Annotated in this window: 22 protein-coding genes; 12 read left to right on the forward strand and 10 right to left on the reverse strand. The window is 75.7% G+C overall.

The features are described from left to right. Positions 1–75: 75 nt before the first annotated feature. Positions 76–1227, reverse strand: coding sequence for a DUF4185 domain-containing protein (locus BUE37_RS10050; protein WP_175562837.1), 1152 nt, complete (start codon positions 1225–1227; stop codon positions 76–78). 89 nt (positions 1228–1316) lie between these two features. Between BUE37_RS10050 and BUE37_RS10055 the strand changes: the two genes are divergently transcribed. Next, the gene (locus BUE37_RS10055) at positions 1317–1907 is read left to right on the forward strand and encodes a peroxidase-related enzyme (protein ID WP_073420060.1); all 591 of its coding nucleotides are present in this window, start codon (positions 1317–1319) and stop codon (positions 1905–1907) included. A 24-nt stretch (positions 1908–1931) separates the two neighbouring features. On the opposite strand, the gene BUE37_RS10060 is transcribed toward BUE37_RS10055, so the two are convergent. Beyond that, a complete protein-coding gene (locus BUE37_RS10060) occupies positions 1932–3086 on the reverse strand; it encodes a glycerophosphodiester phosphodiesterase (RefSeq protein ID WP_245794484.1) in 1155 nt (384 codons plus the stop codon). A 164-nt stretch (positions 3087–3250) separates the two neighbouring features. On the opposite strand from BUE37_RS10060, the gene BUE37_RS10065 reads away from it, so the two are divergent. Continuing rightward, a complete protein-coding gene (locus BUE37_RS10065) occupies positions 3251–4966 on the forward strand; it encodes a GAF domain-containing SpoIIE family protein phosphatase (RefSeq protein WP_073420061.1) in 1716 nt (571 codons plus the stop codon). Positions 4967–4985: 19 nt separating this feature from the next. Here the strand turns inward: BUE37_RS10065 and BUE37_RS10070 are convergent, their stop codons facing one another. Both BUE37_RS10070 and BUE37_RS10075 read right to left on the reverse strand, forming a co-directional pair. Next, entirely contained in the window at positions 4986–6092 is a 1107-nt protein-coding gene (locus BUE37_RS10070) for an alpha/beta hydrolase fold domain-containing protein (RefSeq protein WP_083628534.1), read from the reverse strand. Then, positions 6089–6754 carry a QsdR family transcriptional regulator gene (locus BUE37_RS10075; RefSeq protein WP_073420062.1) on the reverse strand — a complete coding sequence of 222 codons (666 nt, stop codon included), beginning with the start codon at positions 6752–6754 and terminating at the stop codon, positions 6089–6091. Before BUE37_RS10075 ends, BUE37_RS10070 begins: the two co-directional genes overlap by 4 nt. A 142-nt stretch (positions 6755–6896) precedes the next feature. Here BUE37_RS10075 and BUE37_RS10080 point away from each other — a divergent pair, with 142 nt between their 5' ends. Both BUE37_RS10080 and BUE37_RS10085 read left to right on the forward strand, forming a co-directional pair. Then, positions 6897–8336: a M1 family metallopeptidase gene (locus BUE37_RS10080; RefSeq protein WP_073420063.1), complete on the forward strand. Its 1440-nt coding sequence runs from the start codon at positions 6897–6899 to the stop codon at positions 8334–8336. A gap of 31 nt (positions 8337–8367) precedes the next feature. Further along, entirely contained in the window at positions 8368–9384 is a 1017-nt protein-coding gene (locus tag BUE37_RS10085; protein WP_073420064.1) for an LLM class flavin-dependent oxidoreductase, read from the forward strand. Here BUE37_RS10085 and BUE37_RS24445 read toward each other — a convergent pair. Continuing rightward, the gene (locus BUE37_RS24445) at positions 9370–10290 is read right to left on the reverse strand and encodes a diacylglycerol/lipid kinase family protein (protein ID WP_245794486.1); all 921 of its coding nucleotides are present in this window, start codon (positions 10288–10290) and stop codon (positions 9370–9372) included. The two genes, BUE37_RS10085 and BUE37_RS24445, sit on opposite strands and share 15 nt — an antisense overlap. A gap of 133 nt (positions 10291–10423) precedes the next feature. On the opposite strand from BUE37_RS24445, the gene BUE37_RS24450 reads away from it, so the two are divergent. Both BUE37_RS24450 and BUE37_RS10100 read left to right on the forward strand, forming a co-directional pair. After that, the gene (locus BUE37_RS24450) at positions 10424–11041 is read left to right on the forward strand and encodes a hypothetical protein (RefSeq protein WP_073420065.1); all 618 of its coding nucleotides are present in this window, start codon (positions 10424–10426) and stop codon (positions 11039–11041) included. A 19-nt stretch (positions 11042–11060) separates the two neighbouring features. Beyond that, the gene (locus tag BUE37_RS10100; protein WP_245794488.1) at positions 11061–12242 is read left to right on the forward strand and encodes a MalY/PatB family protein; all 1182 of its coding nucleotides are present in this window, start codon (positions 11061–11063) and stop codon (positions 12240–12242) included. A gap of 6 nt (positions 12243–12248) precedes the next feature. On the opposite strand, the gene BUE37_RS10105 is transcribed toward BUE37_RS10100, so the two are convergent. The 3 genes from BUE37_RS10105 to BUE37_RS10115 form a co-directional block, all read right to left on the reverse strand. Further along, on the reverse strand, positions 12249–12710 hold the full coding sequence (locus BUE37_RS10105) for a DUF3237 domain-containing protein (RefSeq protein WP_073420066.1): 462 nt from the start codon (positions 12708–12710) through the stop codon (positions 12249–12251). A 101-nt stretch (positions 12711–12811) separates the two neighbouring features. After that, positions 12812–14185 carry an FAD-dependent oxidoreductase gene (locus tag BUE37_RS10110; protein ID WP_073420067.1) on the reverse strand — a complete coding sequence of 458 codons (1374 nt, stop codon included), beginning with the start codon at positions 14183–14185 and terminating at the stop codon, positions 12812–12814. 16 nt (positions 14186–14201) lie between these two features. Next, positions 14202–14651 carry a flavodoxin family protein gene (locus BUE37_RS10115; protein ID WP_073420709.1) on the reverse strand — a complete coding sequence of 150 codons (450 nt, stop codon included), beginning with the start codon at positions 14649–14651 and terminating at the stop codon, positions 14202–14204. A 58-nt stretch (positions 14652–14709) separates the two neighbouring features. Between BUE37_RS10115 and BUE37_RS10120 the strand changes: the two genes are divergently transcribed. The 6 genes from BUE37_RS10120 to BUE37_RS10145 all read left to right on the forward strand — a co-directional run bounded on the left by BUE37_RS10120 (position 14710) and on the right by BUE37_RS10145 (position 17787). Further along, the gene (locus tag BUE37_RS10120; RefSeq protein ID WP_073420068.1) at positions 14710–15057 is read left to right on the forward strand and encodes a VOC family protein; all 348 of its coding nucleotides are present in this window, start codon (positions 14710–14712) and stop codon (positions 15055–15057) included. Between the two features lie 101 nt (positions 15058–15158). Next, positions 15159–15728, forward strand: a complete 570-nt coding sequence (locus tag BUE37_RS10125; protein ID WP_073420069.1) for a hypothetical protein — start codon at positions 15159–15161, stop codon at positions 15726–15728. A gap of 239 nt (positions 15729–15967) precedes the next feature. Further along, positions 15968–16195: a hypothetical protein gene (locus tag BUE37_RS10130; protein ID WP_073420070.1), complete on the forward strand. Its 228-nt coding sequence runs from the start codon at positions 15968–15970 to the stop codon at positions 16193–16195. A 9-nt stretch (positions 16196–16204) separates the two neighbouring features. Then, entirely contained in the window at positions 16205–16783 is a 579-nt protein-coding gene (locus tag BUE37_RS10135) for a GNAT family N-acetyltransferase (protein ID WP_073420071.1), read from the forward strand. Between the two features lie 16 nt (positions 16784–16799). Then, a complete protein-coding gene (locus BUE37_RS10140; RefSeq protein WP_073420072.1) occupies positions 16800–17216 on the forward strand; it encodes a hypothetical protein in 417 nt (138 codons plus the stop codon). 127 nt (positions 17217–17343) lie between these two features. Continuing rightward, the gene (locus BUE37_RS10145; RefSeq protein ID WP_139252919.1) at positions 17344–17787 is read left to right on the forward strand and encodes a hypothetical protein; all 444 of its coding nucleotides are present in this window, start codon (positions 17344–17346) and stop codon (positions 17785–17787) included. 16 nt (positions 17788–17803) lie between these two features. On the opposite strand, the gene BUE37_RS10150 is transcribed toward BUE37_RS10145, so the two are convergent. Together BUE37_RS10150 and icmF are read right to left on the reverse strand one after the other, a co-directional pair. Beyond that, positions 17804–18595: a helical backbone metal receptor gene (locus tag BUE37_RS10150; RefSeq protein WP_073420074.1), complete on the reverse strand. Its 792-nt coding sequence runs from the start codon at positions 18593–18595 to the stop codon at positions 17804–17806. Next, positions 18588–21824: a fused isobutyryl-CoA mutase/GTPase IcmF gene (gene icmF / locus BUE37_RS10155; RefSeq protein ID WP_073420710.1), complete on the reverse strand. Its 3237-nt coding sequence runs from the start codon at positions 21822–21824 to the stop codon at positions 18588–18590. The genes BUE37_RS10150 and icmF overlap by 8 nt, the downstream gene beginning before the upstream one ends. Positions 21825–21875: the final 51 nt, after the last annotated feature.

Raw genomic sequence — 21875 nt, forward strand, 5'->3', positions numbered from 1 at the left:
ACGGTGGTGTGCGCCGATGGCGCACTCCGGCCCGCGGAACGCACCACAGGTGCACATCGCCGGCAGGGGCCGGGCCTAGGGCCGGGGCACCTCGGCGAACAGCGGCCGCCCCACCTCGGGCTCCGCGAGCAGCTGGGCCAGGTCGGTGGTGTTGCGCGACACCGACACCAGCAGCCCGCCCGACGCCAGCGGGACCTCCGGGTGGGCCAGCGGCGCGTAGGTGAGCCGCCCGGTGTCGTAGCCGGCCGGTGCGGGCAGCGCCCGGCTCGGCGTCCACGGGCCGGTCGGCTCCGGCGCGGTCCAGGTGTAGACGAAGTCGGCGAGGTCGCCGCCGCGCTTGGACACCGCCACCCACGTGTCGCCGACCCGGTCGACCGACAGCGTCTGCGACACCCCGCCGTCGGCGGGCAGCACCGGCGCGGCCGCGGCGATGTCGGGCTGCCAGGCGGCGCCGTCCCAGAACTCCCAGCGGGAGCGGTCGGCGGGGTCGGCCACCGGCAGCCGGGCCACGTACAGCTCCCGTCCGAACACCAGCGGCTCCCCGGTGAGCCGGGTGCCGTAGACGTAGGCCCACCCGCCGCTCACGGTGGCGGCCGCGCCCCAGTTGACCTGCGTCGCCGACGGGTCGTCGGGCGTCACCTCCAGCACCTCGAGCGGCTGCGGCGCCCCGCCGTCGGTCACGGTGAACACCGCCGCGGAGGTGCCGCGGAAGCGGAAGTCGAGCAGGCCTCCGGTGCCGTCGCCGCGCTCGGTGCGTGCGCTCATCACGACGACGACGTCGTCGACGCCCCGGTACGCGAGCCCCGGCGAGGGCGGCAGCACGACCACCGACATCGGCCACTGCACCTGGCCGGCGGCCACGTCGGGCACCACCGGCCCCTCCCCCGGCGGCAGCAGCTGCGCGACGCAGGTGCCCGAGGTGAGCAGCACGGAGTTGGCCACCAGCCGCGGCTCGACGCCGTCGGCGCGCACGGTGTCGCCGAAGACCCACACCAGCCGGCCGTCGGAGAGCCGGGCGCTGGCGCCGACGTCGCCGGCCTGCCAGTACGGCAGGTCGCTGACCGCCACCACCTCGTTGACCAGCGCCGCGGACACCACCGTCGGCGACGTGGGCGCCGGGCAGGCCGGCTCGAGCCGGTAGGGCGGGGTGACCGCCGGCTGCTCGGCCGCCGTGCACCCGCCGGCCAGCACGGCGAGCGCGAGCAGGACCGACCTCCGGCGGGACACGGCCCCCACTCTGCCCGGCGGCGCCGACGGGCGGCCGGTCGACGGCGGGCGGTCGACGGCGGGCAGGGCGGCGCGGGAGGCTGCGCGGCGTGACCGCCGACACCCCGATCAGCCGCTTCCCCGTCGCCGACCCCGCCGGCCTGCCCGCCGACCTCGCGGAGCGCTACGCCGAGGTGCAGGAGCGCTCGGGCTTCCTGCCGAACGTCTTCGCCGCCCTCGCCTGGCGCCCGGACGAGGCCCGCGCGTTCTTCGCGATGCACGACGCGCTCATGGAGAAGGACACCCCCGGGTTGTCCACGGGTGACCGGGAGCTGATCGTGGTGGCCACCAGCGCGGCCAACGACTGCGCCTACTGCGTCGTCGCGCACGGGGCGATCGCCCGCATCCGCACCCGCGACCCGCTGCTGGCCGACCTGGTCGCCGTCGACTGGCGCAAGGCCCCCGTGTCGCCGCGGCTGCACGCGGTCCTCGACGTCGCCGTCCGGCTGGCCACCGAGCCCGCCGCCGTCACCGCCGACGACCTCGACCGGCTGCGCGGGCACGGCCTCACGGAGGAGGACGTCTGGGACGTCGGCGCGATCACCTCGTTCTTCGCCCTGTCCAACCGGCTGGCGCACTTCGCCGCCATCCCGCCCAACCCGGAGTTCCACCTGCTGGGCCGCGTCCCCCGGCAGCGGTGAGCCGCCGCCGGGAGACGCGGGCGCTCAGGCGGCGCGCTCGCCCCGGGTGAACAGCTCCCGGGACACGACGGCGGCGTCGGGGTGGTCGGTGAACACCCCGTCGATGCCGGTCGCCCAGAACGCCAGCTGCTCCTCCACCGCCCGCCCGTGGCCGGCCGGGTCCGTGCCCTCGCGCAGGTCGGCGGGCAGGAAGGTGTTCTCGTTGCGGAACGTGTACGGGTGCACCAGCAGCCCGGCCGCGTGCGCGTCGTCCACGAACGACGACGGCTCACCCAGGCTGCCGTCGGCCAGCCGCGGGATCACCTGGTCCTTCTCCGGGCCCACGCCGTCGGCGTACGCCGCGATCTCCGCCAGGCCCCCGACGGTGGAGAGGTCGGCGTAGGTGCGCGGGTCCCCCGCGGCCACCAGGTCGGCGGGCGCGCCGCTCGCCGACAGCAGCTGCACGAGCGGCACCTCGACCAGCGCGTCGAGGTCGCGCAGGTTCGCCGTCTCGAACGACTGCAGGAACACCGGCGAGTGACGGCTGTCCAGGCCGGCGTCGCGGAGCTCGGCGACCAGCGGCTCCTCGAGGGAGAGGCCGATCGAGTCGAAGTAGGTGGGGTGCTTGGTCTCGACGTGGACCCCGATCTCGCGCCCCAGCTCCCGGCTGAGGTCGGCACGCAGGTCGAGGAACTCCTCGACCGTGGGCACCGGGTACAGGCCGTCGTGGAGCGTGTTCTCCCCGCGGACCTCGGGCAGCCGCTCGACCGCGCGCAGCGTCCGCAGCTCCTCCAGCGTGAAGTCCTCGGTGAACCAGCCGGTCAGCTCGACGCCGTCGACGGTCCTCGTGGTCCGCCGGTCGGCGAACTCGGGGTGGTCGGCGACGTCGGTGGTGCCGCCGATCTCGTTCCCGTGGCGGCACACCGGCACGCCGTCGGCGGTGCTGACGACGTCGCACTCGATGGAGTCCGCGCCCATCCGGGCGGCGAGCTCGTAGGCCGCCAGCGTGTGCTCGGGGCGGTACCCCGAGGCGCCGCGGTGGCCGATCACGAGCAGCTCGCCCTCCCCGGCGGTGGGTCCGCCGCCCGGCGCGCCGCCCGGGGGCGCGGCCGACGCCGGGACGGCGGATCCGAGCAGGACGGCGAACAGTGCGCCGGCAACACCGGCGACGCCGGCGCGGCGACGCGAGAGACGGGTCACGAGGGCCTCCGCGGGCTCGGCCGGCGGCCCTCACCGGGCGGCCCGCACGGCAGCCCATCCTGTCGGGGTGGACGGCCCGCCGGCGGCGCGGCGAACACCCCGTGAATGACCGGCCCGCCCCGGTGGGCGGCCGGGATGTCCGCCCCGGCGACTACCGTGGCCGCGTGACCAGCGAGGACGGCCCGGCCGACGACCCGGCCGACGATCCGGCGGACGATCCGGCCGTCGCCGACGCCGACCTCGACCGGCTGGCCACCCTCGTCCGCACGATGCTCGACGTCCCCACCGCGCTGGTCACCCTCGTCGGCCCCGACGAGCAGGTGTTCCCCGGGGCCGTCGGCCTGCCCGACGCCTGGCAGCAGCGCCGCCGCACGCCGCTGAGCCACTCCTTCTGCCAGTACGTGCGGGCCACCGCGCAGCCGCTGGTCGTCCGCGACGCCCGCGAGGTGGAGGTGCTCGCCGGCAACGGCGCGATCGCCGACCTCGGCGTCGTCGCCTACTGCGGCGTGCCGCTGGTCGGGCCCGACGGCGACGTGGTCGGCGCGGTCTGCGCCATCGACGGGCGCCCGCGCGACTGGACCGACACCGACGTCGAGGTGCTCACCCAGATCGCCGGGCTGGCCGCCTCGGAGCTGCGCCTGCGGGCGGCCATCGCCGGCGCCCGGCGCACCAGCGAGCAGAACCGGCTGCTGCTGCGCTTCGCGGAGGCGCTCGCCGACGCGGCCACCCTGCCCGACGTCGCGGCCGCGGTGACCGCCGCCGCGGCCGACGCGCTGGGCACCTCGTGGACCTGCCTGGCCCTCGTCGACCCGGCCGGGCGGCGGCTGCAGGTCGTGTCGGCCGGCGCCCCGGCCGACGGCGACCTGCCATCGCTGCCGCTGGGCGTCGACTCCCCGCCGACGGCGGCGCTGGCCACCGGGCGGGCGGTGTTCCTGCCCGACGCCGCGGCCGCGGCGGAGCGCTTCCCCGACGCGCACCCCCCGGTCCCCTCGCCTCCGCCGGTCGGAGCCTCCGCACACCTGCCGCTGCCCGTCGCGGGCTCGGTGCCGGGCACGCTGAGCCTGGTCTGGGCACAGCCGCGGCAGTTCTCCGCCGTCGAGCAGGGGCTGGTGCTGGCGCTGGCCCGCTACACCGCGCAGGCGGTGAGCCGCGCGGCGCTGCTGGCCCGGCAGGAGTCGGTGGCCACCACGCTGCAGCGGGCGCTGCTCGGCGAGCTGCCGTCCCCGGCCGGCCTGGAGCTGGCCGCCCGCTACCTGCCCAGCAGCGCCGGGGCGCAGGTCGGCGGCGACTGGTGGGACGCCTTCGACGACTCCGACGGCGCCACGGTGCTGGTCATCGGCGACGTCTCCGGCCACGACGTGCGGGCCGCCGCCACCATGGGACAGCTGCGGGCGATGCTGCGCGGGTTCGCCTTCGAGGGCGGCGAGCCGCCGTCGCTGGCGCTGTCCCGGCTCGATGCGGCCGTCGGCGGGCTGCGCACCGGCGCGCTGGCCACCGTCGCCCTCGCCCGGGTGGACCGCTCGGACGGCGGCCGGGTGCTGTCGTGGACCAACGCCGGGCACCCCCCGCCGCTGCTGCGCTCCCCCGACGGCCGCGTGGAGGTGCTCACCGCCGCCACCGACCTGCTCGTCGGCCTCGACCCGGACCGTCCCCGGCACACCCACCGCGCCCGGCTCGAGCCCGGCAGCACGCTGCTGCTCTACACCGACGGCCTGGTCGAGCGGCGGCGCACCGACCTCGACGAGGGCATCGGCCGGCTCGCCGCGGCCTTCGCCGAGGCCGGCGACCGGCCCCTCGACGCGCTGCTGGACCGGCTGCTCGAGGGCGTGCCCGGCTCCACCGACGACGACGTCGCGCTGCTCGCCGTCCGCGTGCGCTGACGGCGAGCAGCGACCCGGCTCAGGCGGGCGCCACGCTGCGGGCGAACCGGGCGATGTCGGCGACCGTGGCGTCGTACACGTCGCGCACGGCGGTCTTGAAGATCGAGTCGGCGCCGTGGGTCAGCCCCAGGTCCACCCGGCCCACCGCGCGCACCCCGGCGGCCTGCAGCTTGCGGTAGTAGGCGATGCCCTCGTCGCGCAGCGGGTCGAGCTCGTTGACCGACACCACGTGCGGGGGCATGCCGGTGAGGTCCTCGACGGTGGCGAACCACGGCCAGGCCAGCGGGTCGCGGGCGTGCTCGCCGGACGGGTCGTAGGTGGAGACCAGCATGGCCATCATCAGCGTGTTGAGGAACCAGCCCTCGTTCTCCACCAACGAGGGCAGCTCGGCGCGCTTGGCGTCGTCGTCCCAGCCGTAGGCGCCGGAGATGTAGGGGACCATCGCGTAGACGCCGGCGATCGCGTCCAGCCGGCCCTCCCGCTTGGCCAGCAGCGCCGAGGCCAGGCACAGGTTCGCCCCGCCCGACTCCCCCTGCAGCACCAGCGAGGTCGCGCCGAGCTCGTCCCGGTGCGCGTCGAGCCAGGTGAGCGCGTCGGCGCAGTCGTGCAGGCCGGCCGGGAACGGCGCGTGGCCGGTGGCGGTGACCGCGTTGCGGAAGTCGACGGCGACGACGACCAGCCCCTCGGCGGCGAGGTCCTCGCACCAGCGGGTGTGCAGCCGGTTGTCGCAGTCGAGGATCGTCATGCCGCCGCCGTGGATGTAGACCACGCCGGGGAGGGGGCCCTCGACGCCGGCCGGCCGGAAGACGTACAGCGGGACGTCGTGCCCGTCGCGGCCGGGCGCCGCGTGCACGGTGCGCGTGACGTCGTCGCGGTGGGTCTCCTCCGCGGCGACCGCGGCGTAGAGCCCCTCGAAGCCGTCGTGGGCGCCGCGGACGAACGCCAGCTTGTCCTCCAGCGGGGCCTCCGGGCCGAACGGCGGCGGCGCGGCCTGCGCGTCGAGGCCGTAGCGGGCGAGCGTCTCGCGCAGGCGCCGGTCGGCGCGGTCGTCGGTGCGGTACTCGGCGGCGGGGTCGCCGAGGCGGCCGGGCAGCGGGGCGGACGTGCGGTCCGGGGTGAGCGTCACGGTTCCTCCTGGGTGGGCGGTTCTCCGGTGGGCGGTTCTCCGGGGTGCGGTTCTCCGGGATGCGGGGCCGGGCAGCGCAGCAGCGCGGCGTAGACGACGGCGGCCTTGGCGGCGTCGGGCTCGGCGCCGGCGATGAGGTCGGCGTAGATGAACGACTCGGCGACGCGGGTGAGCACGTAGGCGGTGTCGGGGACCGGCAGGGGCAGGGCGGCGCCGCTGTCCTGGAGCAGCGCGGCGAAGGCGCCGGTGACCCGCACCTGGTAGTCGGCCGAGCGGGTGGTGAGCAGGCGCAGCGCCCGCTCGGGCTCGCGGCGCAGGTGCGCGCGGAAGGGCGCGGAGGCGCAGACGTCGCGGGTGAAACGGGTGAGCGCGTCGACCACCCGCGGGCCCCCGGTGCCCGTGGCGTCGTCGAGCGCGCGGCGCCAGGTGGGCAGGAACAGCGACCAGATGACCTCGGTGAGGAGCTGGTCGCGGTTGCCGACCCAGCGGAACAGCGTCGCGCGGTCGACGCCGAGCTCGGCGGCGAGCGGGCCCATGTCCACCCGCTCGCCGGACAGGAAGGTGCGGCGCGCCAGCCGGAAGGCGCGCACGGGGCCCTCGTCGTCGCCGGTACCGGTCAGCGCCCGGCGCAGGCGCGTCCCGGCGTCCGCAGCCGCCGTCATGACGCGCGACCGTAGTGGCGCAGGTCACGCAGGCGCAACGAATCGGTGGATGTTGCGGGACACCTCCCGGGAACGAGACGGGAACGTGCGCCTCCTACGGTGACCCGATCCGGCCCGCCCGGGGCCCTCGGAGAGGACCTGCATGCGCATCCGTCCGACCGTCCGCACCGCCGCCGCGCTCGTCGCGGCCGCCTCCCTCGTCGCCGTCGCCGGCCCCGCCTCCGCGGCACCCGGCGCGCCCGGCACGCCGCGCTACACCGACGGCAGCACCTCCGGCGGCGACCCGTACTTCCCCGCCGCCGGCAACGGCGGCTACGACGTCCAGCACTACGACCTCGGCCTGTCCTGGTACGCCGACGGCCGCCTCGACGGCACCGCCGTCGTCAGCCTCCGGGCCACCCAGGACCTGGCGAGCTTCTCGCTCGACCTGCGCGGGCTCACGGCGTCGTCGGTCCTGGTCGACGGCAAGCCGGCCCGCTTCACCCAACTCCCCCCGGGCCCCGACGGCCGCGGCGGCGAGCTGGTGGTCACCGTCGCGCCGAAGCTCAAGGCCGGCACGGACCACCGGGTCACGGTCGTCTACAGCGGCTACCCGGGGCAGCCGCTGGACAACACCGGCGCCCAGTACGGCTGGGTGACCTTCGCCGACGGCGTCCTGGTGGCGAACGAGGCCGAGGGCGCCCCGACCTGGTTCCCGGTCAACGACGTCCCCACCGACAAGGCCACCTACGACTTCCGGATCACCGTGCCCGAGGGCAAGACGGCGATCGCCAACGGCGAGCCGGTCGGTGCCCCGGTCACCAGCGGCGGGCGCACGACGTGGACCTGGTCGGCCGACGACCCGATGGCCAGCTACCTGGCGACGGCGTCGATCGGCGACTACGCCGCGACCACGCAGACCGGGCCGGACGGGCTGCCGATCCTGAACTACGTCGAGACGGGCCTGAGCCCCTCCCGGGCGGCCACCACCGCGGCCAGCCTGGCGCTGCAGCCGCAGATGATCGCCTTCTTCGAGGGCCTGCTCGGCGAGTACCCGTTCAGCTCGTTCGGCGCGATCGTCGACGAGGACAGCGTCGGGTACGCGCTCGAGACCCAGACCCGGCCGGTGTACTCCGGCGTGGCGGGCCAGACCACCGTGGCGCACGAGCTGGCCCACCAGTGGGTCGGCAACAGCGTCAGCCCGACGACGTGGGCCGACATCTGGCTCAACGAGGGCTTCGCCACCTACCTGCAGTGGCGGTGGAGCGAGAGCCGCAGGGCGGGCTACCTGGCCCAGCAGTACGCCCGGGTCGCGGCCATCCCGGCGGGCGACGAGTTCTGGACCGTGTCGCTCACCGACCCGGGCGCGGAGAACCTCTTCGCCGAGGCCGTCTACGACCGCGGCGCGGCGTTCCTCGTCGCCCTGCAGCGGACCATCGGCGACGCGGCCTTCGGCGAGCTTCTGCGAACCTGGGTCCGGGACAACGCGAACGGCAACGTGACCACCGCCGACCTGCTGGCCCTCGCCGAGGAGGTCAGCCGGCAGCAGCTCGACGACCTCTTCCGCGACTGGTTGACCGAGGCCGACAAGCCCGCCGTCTGAGGGCACGCCGGGGGCGGGCAGGATCGGCGCCATGCCCGCCCCCGGCACCCCGCTCGAGCACCTCGGCTTCCTGACCCTCGGCACGTTCGACCCGGCCGACCCGGCCGCCGGGCACGAGGCGACGCTGCGGATGGTCGAGCTCGGCGAGCGGCTCGGCTTCGACAGTGCCTGGCTGCGGCACCGGCACCTGCAGTACGGCATCTCCTCGCCGGTCGCCGTCCTGGCGGCGCTGAGCCAGCGCACCTCCCGCATCGCGCTCGGCACCGCGGTCACGCCGCTGGCGTGGGAGAACCCGCTGCGGCTGGCCGAGGACCTCGCAACCGTCGACGTCCTCTCCGGCGGGCGGCTGAACCCCGGCGTCAGCGTGGGCCCGCCGATGCACTGGGACGACGTGAAGGGCGCGCTCTACCCCGACACCGCCGACGTCGAGGACTTCACCTACGGCCGCGTCGAGCGGCTGCTGCGGCTGGTCGCTGGCGAACCCGCGGCGTCGTTCGCCGGCCGCGAGGGCGTCGTCGAGGAGTGGTCGGACCGCGTCCAGCCGCACTCCCCCGGCCTGCGCGGCCGGCTCTGGTACGGCGGCGGCAGCACCCGCTCGGCGCAGTGGGCCGGGCAGGCCGGGATGAACCTGCTGACCAGCAGCGTCACCCGGGCCGAGGGCGGCTCGATCGACTTCGCCGAGGTCCAGGCCGCACAGGTCCGCGCCTACCGCGAGGCCGGCGGCACCGGCCGGGTGTCGCAGGGACTGGTGGTGATCCCCACCGACTCCGCCACCGACGAGCAGCGCTCGCGGTACACCGCCTACGTCGAGGCCCGCACCCCACGCACCCGCAGCCCGCAGGGCCCGGCCGGGATGCTCTTCGCCCCCGACCTGCTGGGCACCTCCGAGCAGATCGCCGAGGCGCTGTACGCGCACGCCGGGTTCCGCGAGGTGACCGAGGTGGTCTTCGCGCTGCCGTTCAGCTTCGGCGAGGCCGACTACGAGCAGGTGCTCACCGACATGGTGCAGCGCCTGGGCCCGCTGCTCGGCTGGTCACCGGCCGGCTGAGCCCGGCGGCGCGACCGGCAGCGGGACGGACCAGGCGCCGGGCTGCACCCGCCACGTGCGGGACGGCACCGGGTCGAGCAGGTCGCCGTCGGCGTCGAGCCCCACCGGGCCGCCCGACAGCGTGACCTCCCGCCCGCGCACGACCACGACGTCGTCGCGGTCGCCGTGCCGGCCGGCCAGCAGCGCGGCGGCGAACGCCACCCGGGCGGCCGGGCCGGTGGCGGCGCTGACGACGACGTCGGCCAGGCCGTCGCCCGGGTCGGCGCCGGGCGCGAGCGCGGTGCCGCCGCCGATCGTCGGGCCGTTGCAGACGCCGACCATGAGCAGCGGGGTGTCCCCGTCGGCGGCGCGGCCGTCGGGCACCGTGACCAGGGCGCCGTCGACGGCGACCCGCAGCGCCTCCCCCGGGCCCGTGCCGGCCAGCGCCGCACCGACGGGGTACGCCAGCGCGCCGAGGCGGTCCTTGAGCCGCGCGGCCTCCCCGGCGGCCCGCACGCCGATGCCCGCGTGCACGGCGTTGACCACCACGCCGCCGGCGTCGTCCCGGAGCAGGTCGAGGCGGCGCGGGGTGCCCTCGAGGACCACGCGCGCGGCCGCGCCCGGGTCGTCGGGCAGGCCGAGGGCCCCGGCCAGGTCGTTGCCGGTGCCCAGCGGGACGATGCCGAGCGGGTCGCCGAGGTCCCCGGCCCGGTCGAGCGCGGCGACGACCGCCGACACCGACCCGTCACCGCCGGCCACCACCAGCCGGCGGGTGCCCCGGGCGGCGACGACGTCGTCGAGCTCGCCGGGGCTGCCGGTGACGGCGACCTCCACGCCGGCCCCGCCGCGCAGCACCTCCAGCGCGCGGGCGAGCCGTTCTTCGCCGGCGCTCCCGGCGCCCCGGTTGACCACGACCAGCAGCTCCACGCCCCGCACCCTGCCAGGCCGGCCCGCCGCGGACGGGACACGTGACGATCCCGTGACGGATGGCTCCCCCGGTGGGAGGAGGCCCGCCGGCGCGGGAAGGTCGGAGGGGACGCCGCCGACGAGGAGGTCCCCCGTGTCCCGTCCGACCCACGAACGGCTGCTGCGCGGGACCGCCCGCACCGCCGCCGTCGTCGCCTGTGTGCCGCTCGTCGCCGCCGGAGCCCTCGCCGGGGGCCTGCCGGTGCTCGGCTGGGGTGCGGTGCTCGGCGCGATGGGCGGCCTGGTCCTGGTCTGGCTGCACCGCGCGTGCGGCGACGTGCTGCCGGAGCTGCCGCACCCCGTGACCGGCGCGGCGCTCGCGGGGCTCGGCCCGGCGGTCGTCGCCGGCGCCGCGGCGCTGCGCGAGGTCGGCGGCCTGCTGACCCTGCTCCTGCTCGTGCTCGGGACGGCGGTCTTCAGCGGCTGGCTGGCCGGAGAGGAGTCCGGGCGCGACGGGCTGCCCACCGGCGAGGCGGCGCTGCGGCGGGCGCTGGCCGCGGCGCCGACCGCCCGGCTGCTGGCCGAGTGGCACGCCGTGCAGGACCGGCTCGACGACGGCGCCCCGGCGGGCCTGCGCGAGGTCCGCCTCCGCGAGGCACTCCTCGACGCCTTCGCCGACCGCGACCCCGGGGGCACCGCGCGCTGGCTGGCCGAGGACCCGACCGGACCCCCGGACCCGCACCTGGCGCGCGACCCGAGCATGGAGCGCTGAGCCGGGGCACGATCACCGGGTGGACGACGCCCCCTACGACGCCCTGGACGACGCCCTGGTCGACGCCCTGGACGACGCCCTGGTCGAGGGCCTGCGCGGGCGCGGCAGCCTGAAGTGGACCCGCTACCCGGAGGCGCTCGGCGCGTGGGTGGCCGAGTCCGACCTCGGGACGGCGCCCGCGGTGACCGAGGCGCTGCGCGACGCCGTCGACCGCGGGCTGTTCGGCTACCTGCCCGACTGGCTGGCCGACGACATGGCGCGGGCCACCGCCGGGTTCCTGGCGGACCGGCACGGCTGGACGGTGCCTCCGGAGCGGGTGCGGCCGCTGCCCGACGTGCTGGCGGCGCTGTCGGCGGCGATCACACACCTGACGCCGGCCGGGTCGCCGGTGGTGCTGCCGACGCCGGCCTACATGCCCTTCCTGGAGGTGCCGCCGGCGCTGGGCCGCCAGGTGCTCGAGGTGCCCATGGCCCGCGACGGCGACCGGTTCGTCTACGACCTCGACGCGCTCGACGCCGCCTTCCGCGCCGGAGGGCACCTGCTGGTGCTGTGCAACCCGCACAACCCGGTCGGCCGGGTGCTGGAGCCGGCGGAGATGCTGGCGATCGCCGAGGTGGTCGACCGGCACGGCGGCCGCGTGTTCGCCGACGAGGTGCACGCGCCGCTGGTCTTCCCCGGGCACCGGCACGTGCCCTACGCGTCGCTGTCGGAGACCACGGCCGCGCAGGCGTTCACCGCCACCAGCGCGTCCAAGGCATGGGACCTCGCCGGGCTCAAGTGCGCGCAGCTGGTGCTGTCGAACGAGGCGGACGCGCGGTTGTGGGCCGAGGTCGGGTACCCGGTGGAGCACGGCTGCTCGACGCCGGGCGCCGTCGCCAACACCGCCGCCTACCGCGACGGCGTCGGCTGGCTCGACGACACGATCGCCGTCCTCGACCGGCACCGCCGGCTGTTCGCGGACCTGGTGGCCGCGTCGCTCCCGCACGCCCGGCACCGGCCGCCGGAGGGCACGTACCTCGCCTGGCTGGAGCTGGGGGTGCCCGGGGCCGGCGACCTGCTGCTGGAGCGGGCCGGGGTGGCCGTGGTCGACGGCGGCCGCTGCGGGCAGGCCGGGACGGGCGCCGTCCGGGTGAACCTGGCGACGCCCGAGCCGGTGCTCACCGCCCTCGTCGAGCAGATCGCCGCGGCCCTGCCCCGGTGAGGCGGCTCAGTCCCCGAGCTCCACCCGGGAGACGCGGTACTCGACGCGCTTGCCGGGCTGCAGCCGCCCCTCGCCCACGAACACCGCCTGGTTCACCCAGGCATAGCGCTCGTCGCCGGACTCCAGCCGCGGGGTGGTGACGAAGTACTGGTCGCCGTAGTCGGTCCCGCCGTCGGCGCCCTGCATCAGCGAGAGGACGGTCGGGGTCAGCTCGAGCAGCCCGGGGTACTGGAAGTACACGTGGGCGCCGTCGACCATCTGCATCGTGAAGCGCACGTCGAGCCGGCCGTAGCCGTCGGGGCCCACCAGCAGCCAGTCCGCGCCGCTGATGATCCTCCCCTTCAGGCGGTCCCCCGAGACCTCACCGCCGGTGATGGTCCCCTCCATCCGGGTCCCGAACGGGCCCGGTCCGACGGGGTGGATCTCGATGTCGGCGGAGTAGTCGAACTCCGGCACCAGACGGGGCATGGCGTCCCTCCCCCGGGACGGAGGCGGGCCGGGTGCCCGCCCGGGACCCGGACGGTCCGCGCGTCCTGCCCCCGCGGTCAAGGGAGACGGCCGCGTCCGGGTCAGCCGCGGGTGTCGGCCTCCACCGCCTCGAACGCCTTGCGCGCGGCGATGAGGACCGGGTCCCACACCGGCGCGAACGGCGGCGCGTAGGACAGGTCGAGGGAGAGCACCTCGTCGACGGTCATCTCGTTCCAGATGCAGATGGCCAGGGCGTCGATGCGCTTGGCCGCGCCGTTCTGCCCGACCACCTGGGCGCCGAGCAGCCGCCCGCTGCGCCGCTCGGCGATCATCTTGACCCGGATCGGCGCCGCGTTCGGCATGTACCCGGCGGTGGTGGTCGAGTCGACGGCGGCCGTGACGAACGAGTAGCCGGCCAGCTCGGCCTCCGCCTCGGCCAGCCCGGTGCGGGCGGCCTCGACGGCGCAGATCTTGGTGACCGCCGTCCCGATGACGCCGGGGAACGTGGCGTAGCCGCCGCCGATGTTGATGCCGGCCACCCGGCCCTGCTTGTTGGCGTGCGTGCCCAGCGCGACGACGACCCGCTGTCGCGAGAGCCGGTGCACCGACTCGACGCAGTCGCCGGCCGCCCAGACGCCGGGCACCTGGGTGCGCATGCGCTGGTCGACGGCGATGCCGCCGGAGGTGCCGAGCGGGATGCCCGCCTCCTCCGCCAGCCGCACGTTGGGCCGCACGCCGAGCCCGAGGACGACCAGGTCGGCGGGCAGCTCCCGGCCGCTCGCCGTCACCACCGCCCGCGCCCGCCCGTCGGGACCGACGTCGATGCCGGAGACGCCGTCGCCGAGGACGAGCTCGATGCCCTCGCCGCGGACGGCGTCGGCGATGAACCGGCCGATGTCGGGGTCGAAGGTGCCCACCGGCTGCGGCGACCGGTCGACCACGGTGACGTCGAGGCCGCGCACCCGGCAGGCCTCGGCGATCTCCAGGCCGATGTAGCCGCCGCCGACGACGACCACCTTCTGCACCCGCCCGCTGTCGAGCTCGGCGCGCAGCGCGACGCCGTCGTCGAGCACCTGGACGCCGTAGACGCCCTTCGCGTCGATGCCCTCGACCGGCGGGCGCATCGGCACGCTGCCGGTGGCGTGGACGAGGTCGTCGTAGGGCTCGGTGCCCTCGGCGCCGCCGTCGAGCTCGCGCCAGTGCACGACGCCCTTGTCGGTGTCGATGCCGACGACCTCGGTGCGCATGCGGACGTCGAGGCCGGCGGCGCGGTGCTGCTCGGGCGTGCGCGCGATCAGCTGCGCCTCGCTGTCGACGGTGCCGGAGATCCAGTACGGGATCCCGCAGGCGGAGTAGGAGGTGGCGCGGCCGCGCTCGAACAGGACGACGTCGAGGTCGGGCCGGCGCTTCTTGGCCTGGGAGGCGGCGCTGCCGCCGGCGGCGTCGCCCCCGATGACGACGAGACGGGTGCTCACCGTCGCAGGCTAGGACTCAGCGGTCCTCCAGGCTCACCGCCACGGTGGCGGCGAGCTCGCGGACCGCCTCCAGGTCGTCCTTCGACGGGGCTCCGGTGAGGCTCAGAGGCGCGGCGACCTGCTTCCACCGCAGCGCGCCGGTGATCGTGGTGATGGCCCTGAGCGCGCCGGCGGTGTCGTCGCCGCCGTGCACCCAGACGCCGAAGGGCAGGCCGACGGTGGCATCGAGGCACGGGTAGTAGACGGTGTCGAAGAAGTGCTTGAGCGCGCCGCTCATGTAGCCGATGTTGGCCGGGGTGCCGAGCAGCACGCCGTCGGCGGCGAGCAGGTCGGCGGGCCCGGCCGACAGCGCGGGGCGCTCGACGAGCTCGGCCTCCTCGACCATCGCCGCACCCTCCCGGGCCGCCTCCAGCACGGCCTGCAGGTTCGGCGAGGGCGTGTGGTGGACGACGAGCAGCCGCGGCATGCCGCCCATCCTGCGTCACCACCGCCCGACGGGGCCCGCGGTCGCCTAGCGTCCCGGCATGACCGTCGAGCTCTTCGCGGGCGTCCCCGTGAGCGACCTGCCGCGCGCCCTCGACTGGTACGGGCGGCTGTTCGGCGCGGAACCCTCGTTCCTGCCCAACGACGTCGAGGCGGTGTGGGAGGTGGCCGAGCACCGCCACGTCTACGTGGAACTGAAGCCCGAGGACGCCGGCCACTCGATGGTCACGCTGTTCGTCGACGACCTCGACGAGCGGGTGGCCGCGATCACCGACCGCGGTCTCGAGCCGGCGCTGCGCGAGACCTACGACAACGGCGTGCGGAAGGTGACCTACCGCGACCCCGACGGCAACGAGGTCGGCCTCGGCGGCGGTCCGGTCGCCGCCTGACGCCGGCGCGCCCGTCGTCGACCTGTCGTCGTCCCGGGGCCCGCGAGACGGCAGCACGTCGACATGCGGCGCGCACCGCGACGTCCGGCAGGATCGCCGGCATGGCGGTCAACCCCCGCATCGGGCCGATCGAGCGGACCACCGGACGCACCTGGAGCGAGTGGCTGACCTTCATGGACGGCATCGGCGCACCCGGCCTCGACCACGGCGCCATCGCCCTGCGGGTCTACGAGGAGCTCGGCGACGGGTTCGCGCAGCGGGGCTGGTGGACGCAGTCGGTGACCGTCGCCTACGAGCACCACATCGGCCGGCGGGTGCCGGGGCAGCGCTCCGACGGCACCTTCCAGACCAGCGTCAGCCGCGCGACGCCGCTGCCCATGGCCGACCTCATGGAGCGCTGGCGCGCCTTCGCCGACGCCGACGCGGCGGTGCAGGAGATCGTCGCGGGCGGCGACCTCAAGGTCAGCGGCACCGACCGGCGCATCACCTGGCGGACGCGGGCCGTCGACGGCTCGTCGGTCGTCGTCACCAGCGAGCCGAAGAGGAACGGGACGGCGTCGCTCGTGGCCACCCAGATGGGACTGGCGACGCTCGAGGACAACGACGCCGCCCGCGCGCGGTGGACGGCGATCGTCGAGCGGTTCCTGGCGGGCGTCGCGCCGGGACGCTGAGCGGGAGGAGGCGGCATGCACGAGGCGACGCCGGAGCAGCGGCTGCAGCGCCTGCGGGCGCTCACCGGGACCTGGACGACCGAGGGCACCCATCCCCTGCTGCCCGGCGAGGTCGTCCGCGGCCGCGCCGAGTTCGCGTGGCTGGAGGGCGGGCACTTCCTCACCTGGCGCTCCTCCTCCGAGCACCCGCAGGTCCCGACGCCCTGGCCGTCATCGGCGTCGTCGACGGGCGACTTGCCATGCACTACTTCGACGCCCGCGGCGTCCACCGGCGCTACGCCGTCGACGCCGACGAGCACGAGTGGCACCTCCGGCTCGACGACCCCGCCTTCGCGCAGCGGGCGACCGGCTCCCTCACCGGCGACGAGCTCACGCTGCGCGGCGCCTACTCCCGCGACGGGGGCGAGTGGGAGGAGGACCTGACACTCACCCTCCGCAGGACCCGGTCACCCGACGCCGGCCGCTAGCGTGGCGCGGTGGGCATCGAGGTGCTGCCGGCGACGGCCGACCGGTTCGACGACGTCGCCACGATGCTGGGGCCGAAGAAGCCGGGGTCCAACGTCTGCTGGTGCCTCAGCCACCGGGTCGACTCGCGCACGAACCGCGAGCTCGTCGGGCCCGCCCGCCGCGAGTACGTCCGCGAGCTGACCACCCGCCCGGTCGCGCCCGGCGTGCTCGCCTACGACGGCGGCGAGGTGGTCGGCTGGGCCGCCGTCGCACCCCGGTCCGAGCTGCCGTTCCAGCGCTCCCGGCTCATCCCGCACGTCGACGACCTGCCGGTGTGGTCGCTGTGGTGCGTCCGCGTGCGCCCGGGCCACCGCGGGCAGGGCATCGCCCACGCGCTGCTGCGCGGCGCCGTCGACTACGCGGCATCACAGGGCGCACCCGCGGTCGAGGGCTACCCGGCCGACAGCGGCGATCGGAAGGTCGACACGACGATGGCCTTCGTCGGCACCCGCAGGCTGTTCGAGGCGGCCGGCTTCACGAAGGCCGCCGACACCGACGCCGTCGCCGGCGGCTTCCCCCGGGTGCTCATGCGCCGGGCCCTCGGCTGACGGGCGACCGCACACGGTGACCGAACGGACCACCTGGCTCGTCGTCGGCCTGGCGCTCGGCCTCACGGCCGGTGTCCTCGGCTCCGAGGCGTGGCACTGGCTGGACGAGAACGGCAGCCGGCGGAACGTGGACCTCTCGTCCTTCGTCGGCGATCCCGCCCTCCCCGGCGGGCGCTGGGCCACCGACGAGCTCTGCGACGACGAGGTGCCCTGCTTCCAGGCGGTGCAGGCCGACGACCTGAGCCTCTACCGCTTCGCCGACCGCGACGACGCCCTCGCCGTCGGGCGCAGCTTCGCCGGCGACGCGTACGTGTCGGGCTGGGTCGTCGTGCGGTTCGAGCCGGGCGCCCTCACCGCCGACGAGCGGGTCGCCTTCGCGAGCGGGCTGGACTGCATCAACGTGGGCGTCGCCGAGGGCGGTCTGGAGTGCTGACCGACACCGTGCGCCGAGGTGCAGCGCAGGCGTCCGGGACTGCACGTCCGCGCACGGTGTCGGCGCACGCTGCCGAGGCTTCGCGCAGGATGGCCCGGTGCAGGACGACGCCGACCGTGATGACGGCGTGGCCCCACGGCTGGCCGCACTGGCCGACCGGCTGGCCACCGACCTCGCCGGCCGGGCGACCGTCGAGAGCGCGGAGCTCCCCGGCGTCTCCGGGACGAGCTGGACCCTGCGCCCGCTCGACCCGCGGTCGACGCCGGTGGAGTGGCTGCTCCTCGCGGACGAGGTCCTGCTGTCGGTCGGTCGGCTCGGCCGGGGTGGCCGCTTCGAGCTCGACCGCACGGCCGAGGACGTCGGGTTCCTCGAGCGGGTCGTCCGTGCCGCGGTCGAGGGGAGGGTGCGCGAGGTGTCCGCGCCCGCCCGGTCCCGCGTCGAGGTGACCCTCGAGGACGGGCAGGTCGTGGGCGAGACCGGGCACGCGGGCTGCCTGCCGGGACTGCTGCCGCTCCCCGGCTGGCGGCGCTGGGGCCGGGAGGTCCGCTACGCGCCGTACCGGGCGCCGTGAGCGCCCGGCCCCGACCTCAGCGGTCGCCGAGGGCGCCCAGCAGGTCCGCGCGGGCGGTCGCCAGCGACGGCCCGTACCAGGTCAGCGCCCGTCCGGACACCAGCACCGACCGCACGCCCGGGAACGCCTCCGGCCCGTCGCCGGCGGTGAACACGTAGGGCTCGTCGGGCAGCAGGACGACGTCGGGCCGCGCGGCGAGGACGTCGTCGACCGACACGTGCGGGTAGCGGTCCTCCCCCTCCCCGAACGCGTTGACCAGGCCGAGGCGGGCCAGCACGTCGCCGGTGAAGGTCCGCGGCCCCACGACCATCCACGGGTCGCGCCACACCGGCACCGCGCACCGCAGCGCTGGCGCCGGCACCGGCCGCGCCCACTCGGCCGCGGCGATCGTCAGCCACCCGGGCTCCGGCACCCGGAGTGCCTCGGCGAACAGGCGGCGCATCGACGCCAGTGCCTCGTCCACCGACTCGATCACCGTCACCCACACCGCGATGCCGGCCGCCCGCAGCCGGTCGACGTCGAGGCGCCGGTTCTCCTCCCGGTTGCAGACGACGAGGTCGGGCTCCAGCGCCGCGATCGCCGCCCGGTCGGGGTTCTTGGTGCCCCGCAACCGCGGCACGTCGAGGCCGGCCGGGTGCGTGCACCAGTCGGTGGCGCCGACGAGCCGCTCGGGCACCGTCACCGCGAACGCCTCGGTCAGCGACGGCACCAGCGACACGATCCGGCACGCCGGCCCCGGGAGCGGGACCGGCTCGCCCAGGTCGTCCCGCACGCCGTCCGCGCGCGAGCGGCTGACCAGATCAGACATTGCGCCGGTACTGGCCACCCACCTCGAAGAACGCCTCACTGATCTGCCCGAGCGAGCACACCCGGACGGCGTCCATCAGCGCGGCGAACACGTTGCCGCCCGACGTCGCCGCCGCCTGCAGCGCGGCCAGCGCGGCCGGTGCCTCGCCGGCGTGCCGGGCCTGGAAGTCGGCGAGCCGGCGCAGTTGCGACTGCTTCTCGTCCTCGGTGGCCCGGGCCAGCTCCACCGGCTTCGGCGGCGCGGAGTCCCGGTGCGGGTCGAGGAAGGTGTTGACGCCGACGATCGGCAGCGAGCCGTCGTGCTTGCGGTGCTCGTAGAGCATCGACTCGTCCTGGATCTTCCCGCGCTGGTAGCCGGTCTCCATGGCGCCCAGCACGCCGCCGCGCTCGGCGATCCGGTCGAACTCGGCGAGCACGGCCTCCTCCACGAGGTCGGTGAGCTCGTCGACGACGGCCGCGCCCTGCAGCGGGTTCTCGTTGCCGGCGAGGCCCCACTCCCGGTCGATGATCATCTGGATCGCCAGCGCCCGGCGCACCGAGTGCTCCGACGGCGTCGTCACGGCCTCGTCGTAGGCGTTCGTGTGCAGCGAGTTGGCGTTGTCGTAGATCGCGCACAGCGCCTGCAGCGTCGTCCGGATGTCGTTGAAGTCCATCTCCTGCGCGTGCAGCGACCGGCCCGAGGTCTGCACGTGGTACTTCAGCTGCTGGGAGCGGGCGTTGGCGCCGTAGCGGTCGCGCATCGCCACCGCCCAGATCCGCCGCGCCACCCGGCCGATCACCGTGTACTCGGCGTCCATGCCGTTGCTGAAGAAGAACGACAGGTTCGGCGCGAAGTCGTCGATCGACATGCCCCGCGCCAGGTACGCCTCGACGTAGGTGAACCCGTTGGCCAGCGTGAAGGCGAGCTGGCTGATGGGGTTCGCCCCGGCCTCGGCGATGTGGTAGCCGGAGATCGAGACCGAGTAGAAGTTCCGCACCCGGTGCTCGATGAACCAGGCCTGGATGTCGGCCATGCAGCGCAGCGCGAACTCGGTGGAGAAGATGCAGGTGTTCTGGCCCTGGTCCTCCTTGAGGATGTCGGCCTGCACCGTGCCGCGGACGTTGGCCAGCACCCACGCGCGGATCTCGTCGGCCTCGGCCGCGTCGGGCTCGCGGCCCTCCTCCTCGCGGAACCGGTCGAGGCGCTGCTCGATCGCGGTGTTGAGGAACATCGCGAGCACCGCCGGCGCCGGCCCGTTGATCGTCATCGACACCGACGTCGTGGGCGCGCACAGGTCGAAGCCGTCGTAGAGCACCCGCATGTCGTCGAGCGTCGCGATCGACACGCCGGACGTGCCGACCTTGCCGTAGACGTCGGGGCGCGGGTCGGGGTCGCGGCCGTACAGGGTGACCGAGTCGAACGCCGTCGACAGCCGGGTGGCCTCGTTGCCGGCCGAGAGCACCCGGAAGCGGCGGTTGGTCCGGAACGCGTCGCCCTCGCCGGCGAACATGCGCGCCGGGGCCTCGCCGGACCGCTTGAACGGGAAGACGCCGGCCGTGTACGGGAACGCGCCGGGCAGGTTCTCCCGCCGCAGGAAGCGCAGCAGCTCGGCGGAGTCCTGCGTGCGCGGCAGCGCCACCCGCGGCACCTTCGTGCCGCTCAGCGTCTCGCGGGTCAGCGGCGTGCGGATCTCCTTGCCGCGGACGGTGTAGACGTACTCGTCGCCGGAGTACTGCTCCACCCGAGCGGGCCACGCCTCGAGCAGCGTGCGCACCTCGGGCAGCAGCTCCCGGTCGGCGGCCTCGGCGGCCGCCCGGGCGGCGTCCGCGGCCTCACCCTCCAGCACCTCGGCCGCGGTGGTCAGGTGCTGGCGGCGCCGCACGACGGCGGCCTGCTCGTCGGTCACCCGGTGGTGCCCGCGCACCGCCTCGGCCACCTCGGCGAGGTACCGCGCCCGCGACGACGGCACGACGCTCGACAGCCCCGTCGAGGCCCGGACGTCGACCCGCGGCAGCACGCCGGCGCCCGCGGGCAGGCCCTTCTCGACCAGCAGGCGCAGCAGCTCCTGGTAGAGCGCGGTGACGCCGTCGTCGTCGAAGCGGGCGGCGCTGGTGCCGAACACCGGCATCGACTCCCACGGCTGCCCGAAGGCCTCGCGGTTGCGCACCATCTGCCGGGCGACGTCGCGGCGGGCGTCCTCCGCGCCGCGGCGCTCGAACTTGTTGATCGCGACGACGTCGGCGAGGTCGAGCATGTCGATCTTCTCGAGCTGGCTCGCCGCGCCGAACTCCGGCGTCATGACGTAGAGCGAGACGTCGCTGAACGGCACGATCGCCGCGTCGCCCTGCCCGATGCCCGGCGTCTCCACGACGACGAGGTCGAAGCCGGCGGCCTTCACCGCGGCCAGGACGTCGTCGAGGTGCCCGGGCACCTGGGCGCCAGCGGCGCGGGTGGCCATCGAGCGGAAGAACGTGTGCGCGCCCTCGCCGGACTCCAGCGCGTTCATCCGGATCCGGTCGCCGAGCAGCGCCCCGCCGCCGCGCCGGCGGGTGGGGTCGACCGCGACGACAGCGACCCGCAGCTTGTCCTCCTGGTCGCGGCGCAGCCGGCGCAGCAGCTCGTCGGTGAGCGAGGACTTGCCCGAGCCGCCGGTGCCGGTGATGCCGAGGACCGGCACGGTGCGGCCGGCGGCGGCCTCGCGGACGCGGGCGGCCAGCTCGTCGTCGGCGCCGGCCTCCAGCACGGTGATCGCCCGGGCCAGCGCCCGCGGGTCGCCGGTGAGGAGCGCGTCGACGTCGGGGCGCTGCTCGGTGAGGTCGACGTCGCAGGACCGGATCAGCTCGTTGATCATCCCGGGCAGGCCGAGGCGGGCGCCGTCCTCGGGACTGAAGATCCGCACGCCCCGCTCGCGCAGCGCGGCGATCTCGTCGGGCACGATCACGCCCCCGCCGCCGCCGAACACCTGCACGTGGCCCGCGCCGGCCTCGCGCAGCCGGTCGACCAGGTAGCCGAAGTACTCGACGTGCCCGCCCTGGTAGGAGGAGATCGCGACGCCCTGCACGTCCTCCTCCAGCGCGGCCCGGACGACGGCGTCGACCGACCGGTCGTGGCCCAGGTGCACGACCTCCGCGCCCTGGCTCTGCAGCAGCCGGCGCATGACGTTGATCGCCGCGTCGTGCCCGTCGAACAGGCTCGCCGCGGTGACGAACCGGACGGGGTGGACGGGGACGTGCAGCTCCGCGGACGCCATGCCGGGCACGGTAGGCCGGATTTAGTAGGACGTCCAACTACTCGCCGGTAG

This window comes from Geodermatophilus nigrescens, from assembly GCF_900129495.1.
Taxonomy (GTDB): Bacteria; Actinomycetota; Actinomycetes; order Mycobacteriales; family Geodermatophilaceae; genus Geodermatophilus; species Geodermatophilus nigrescens.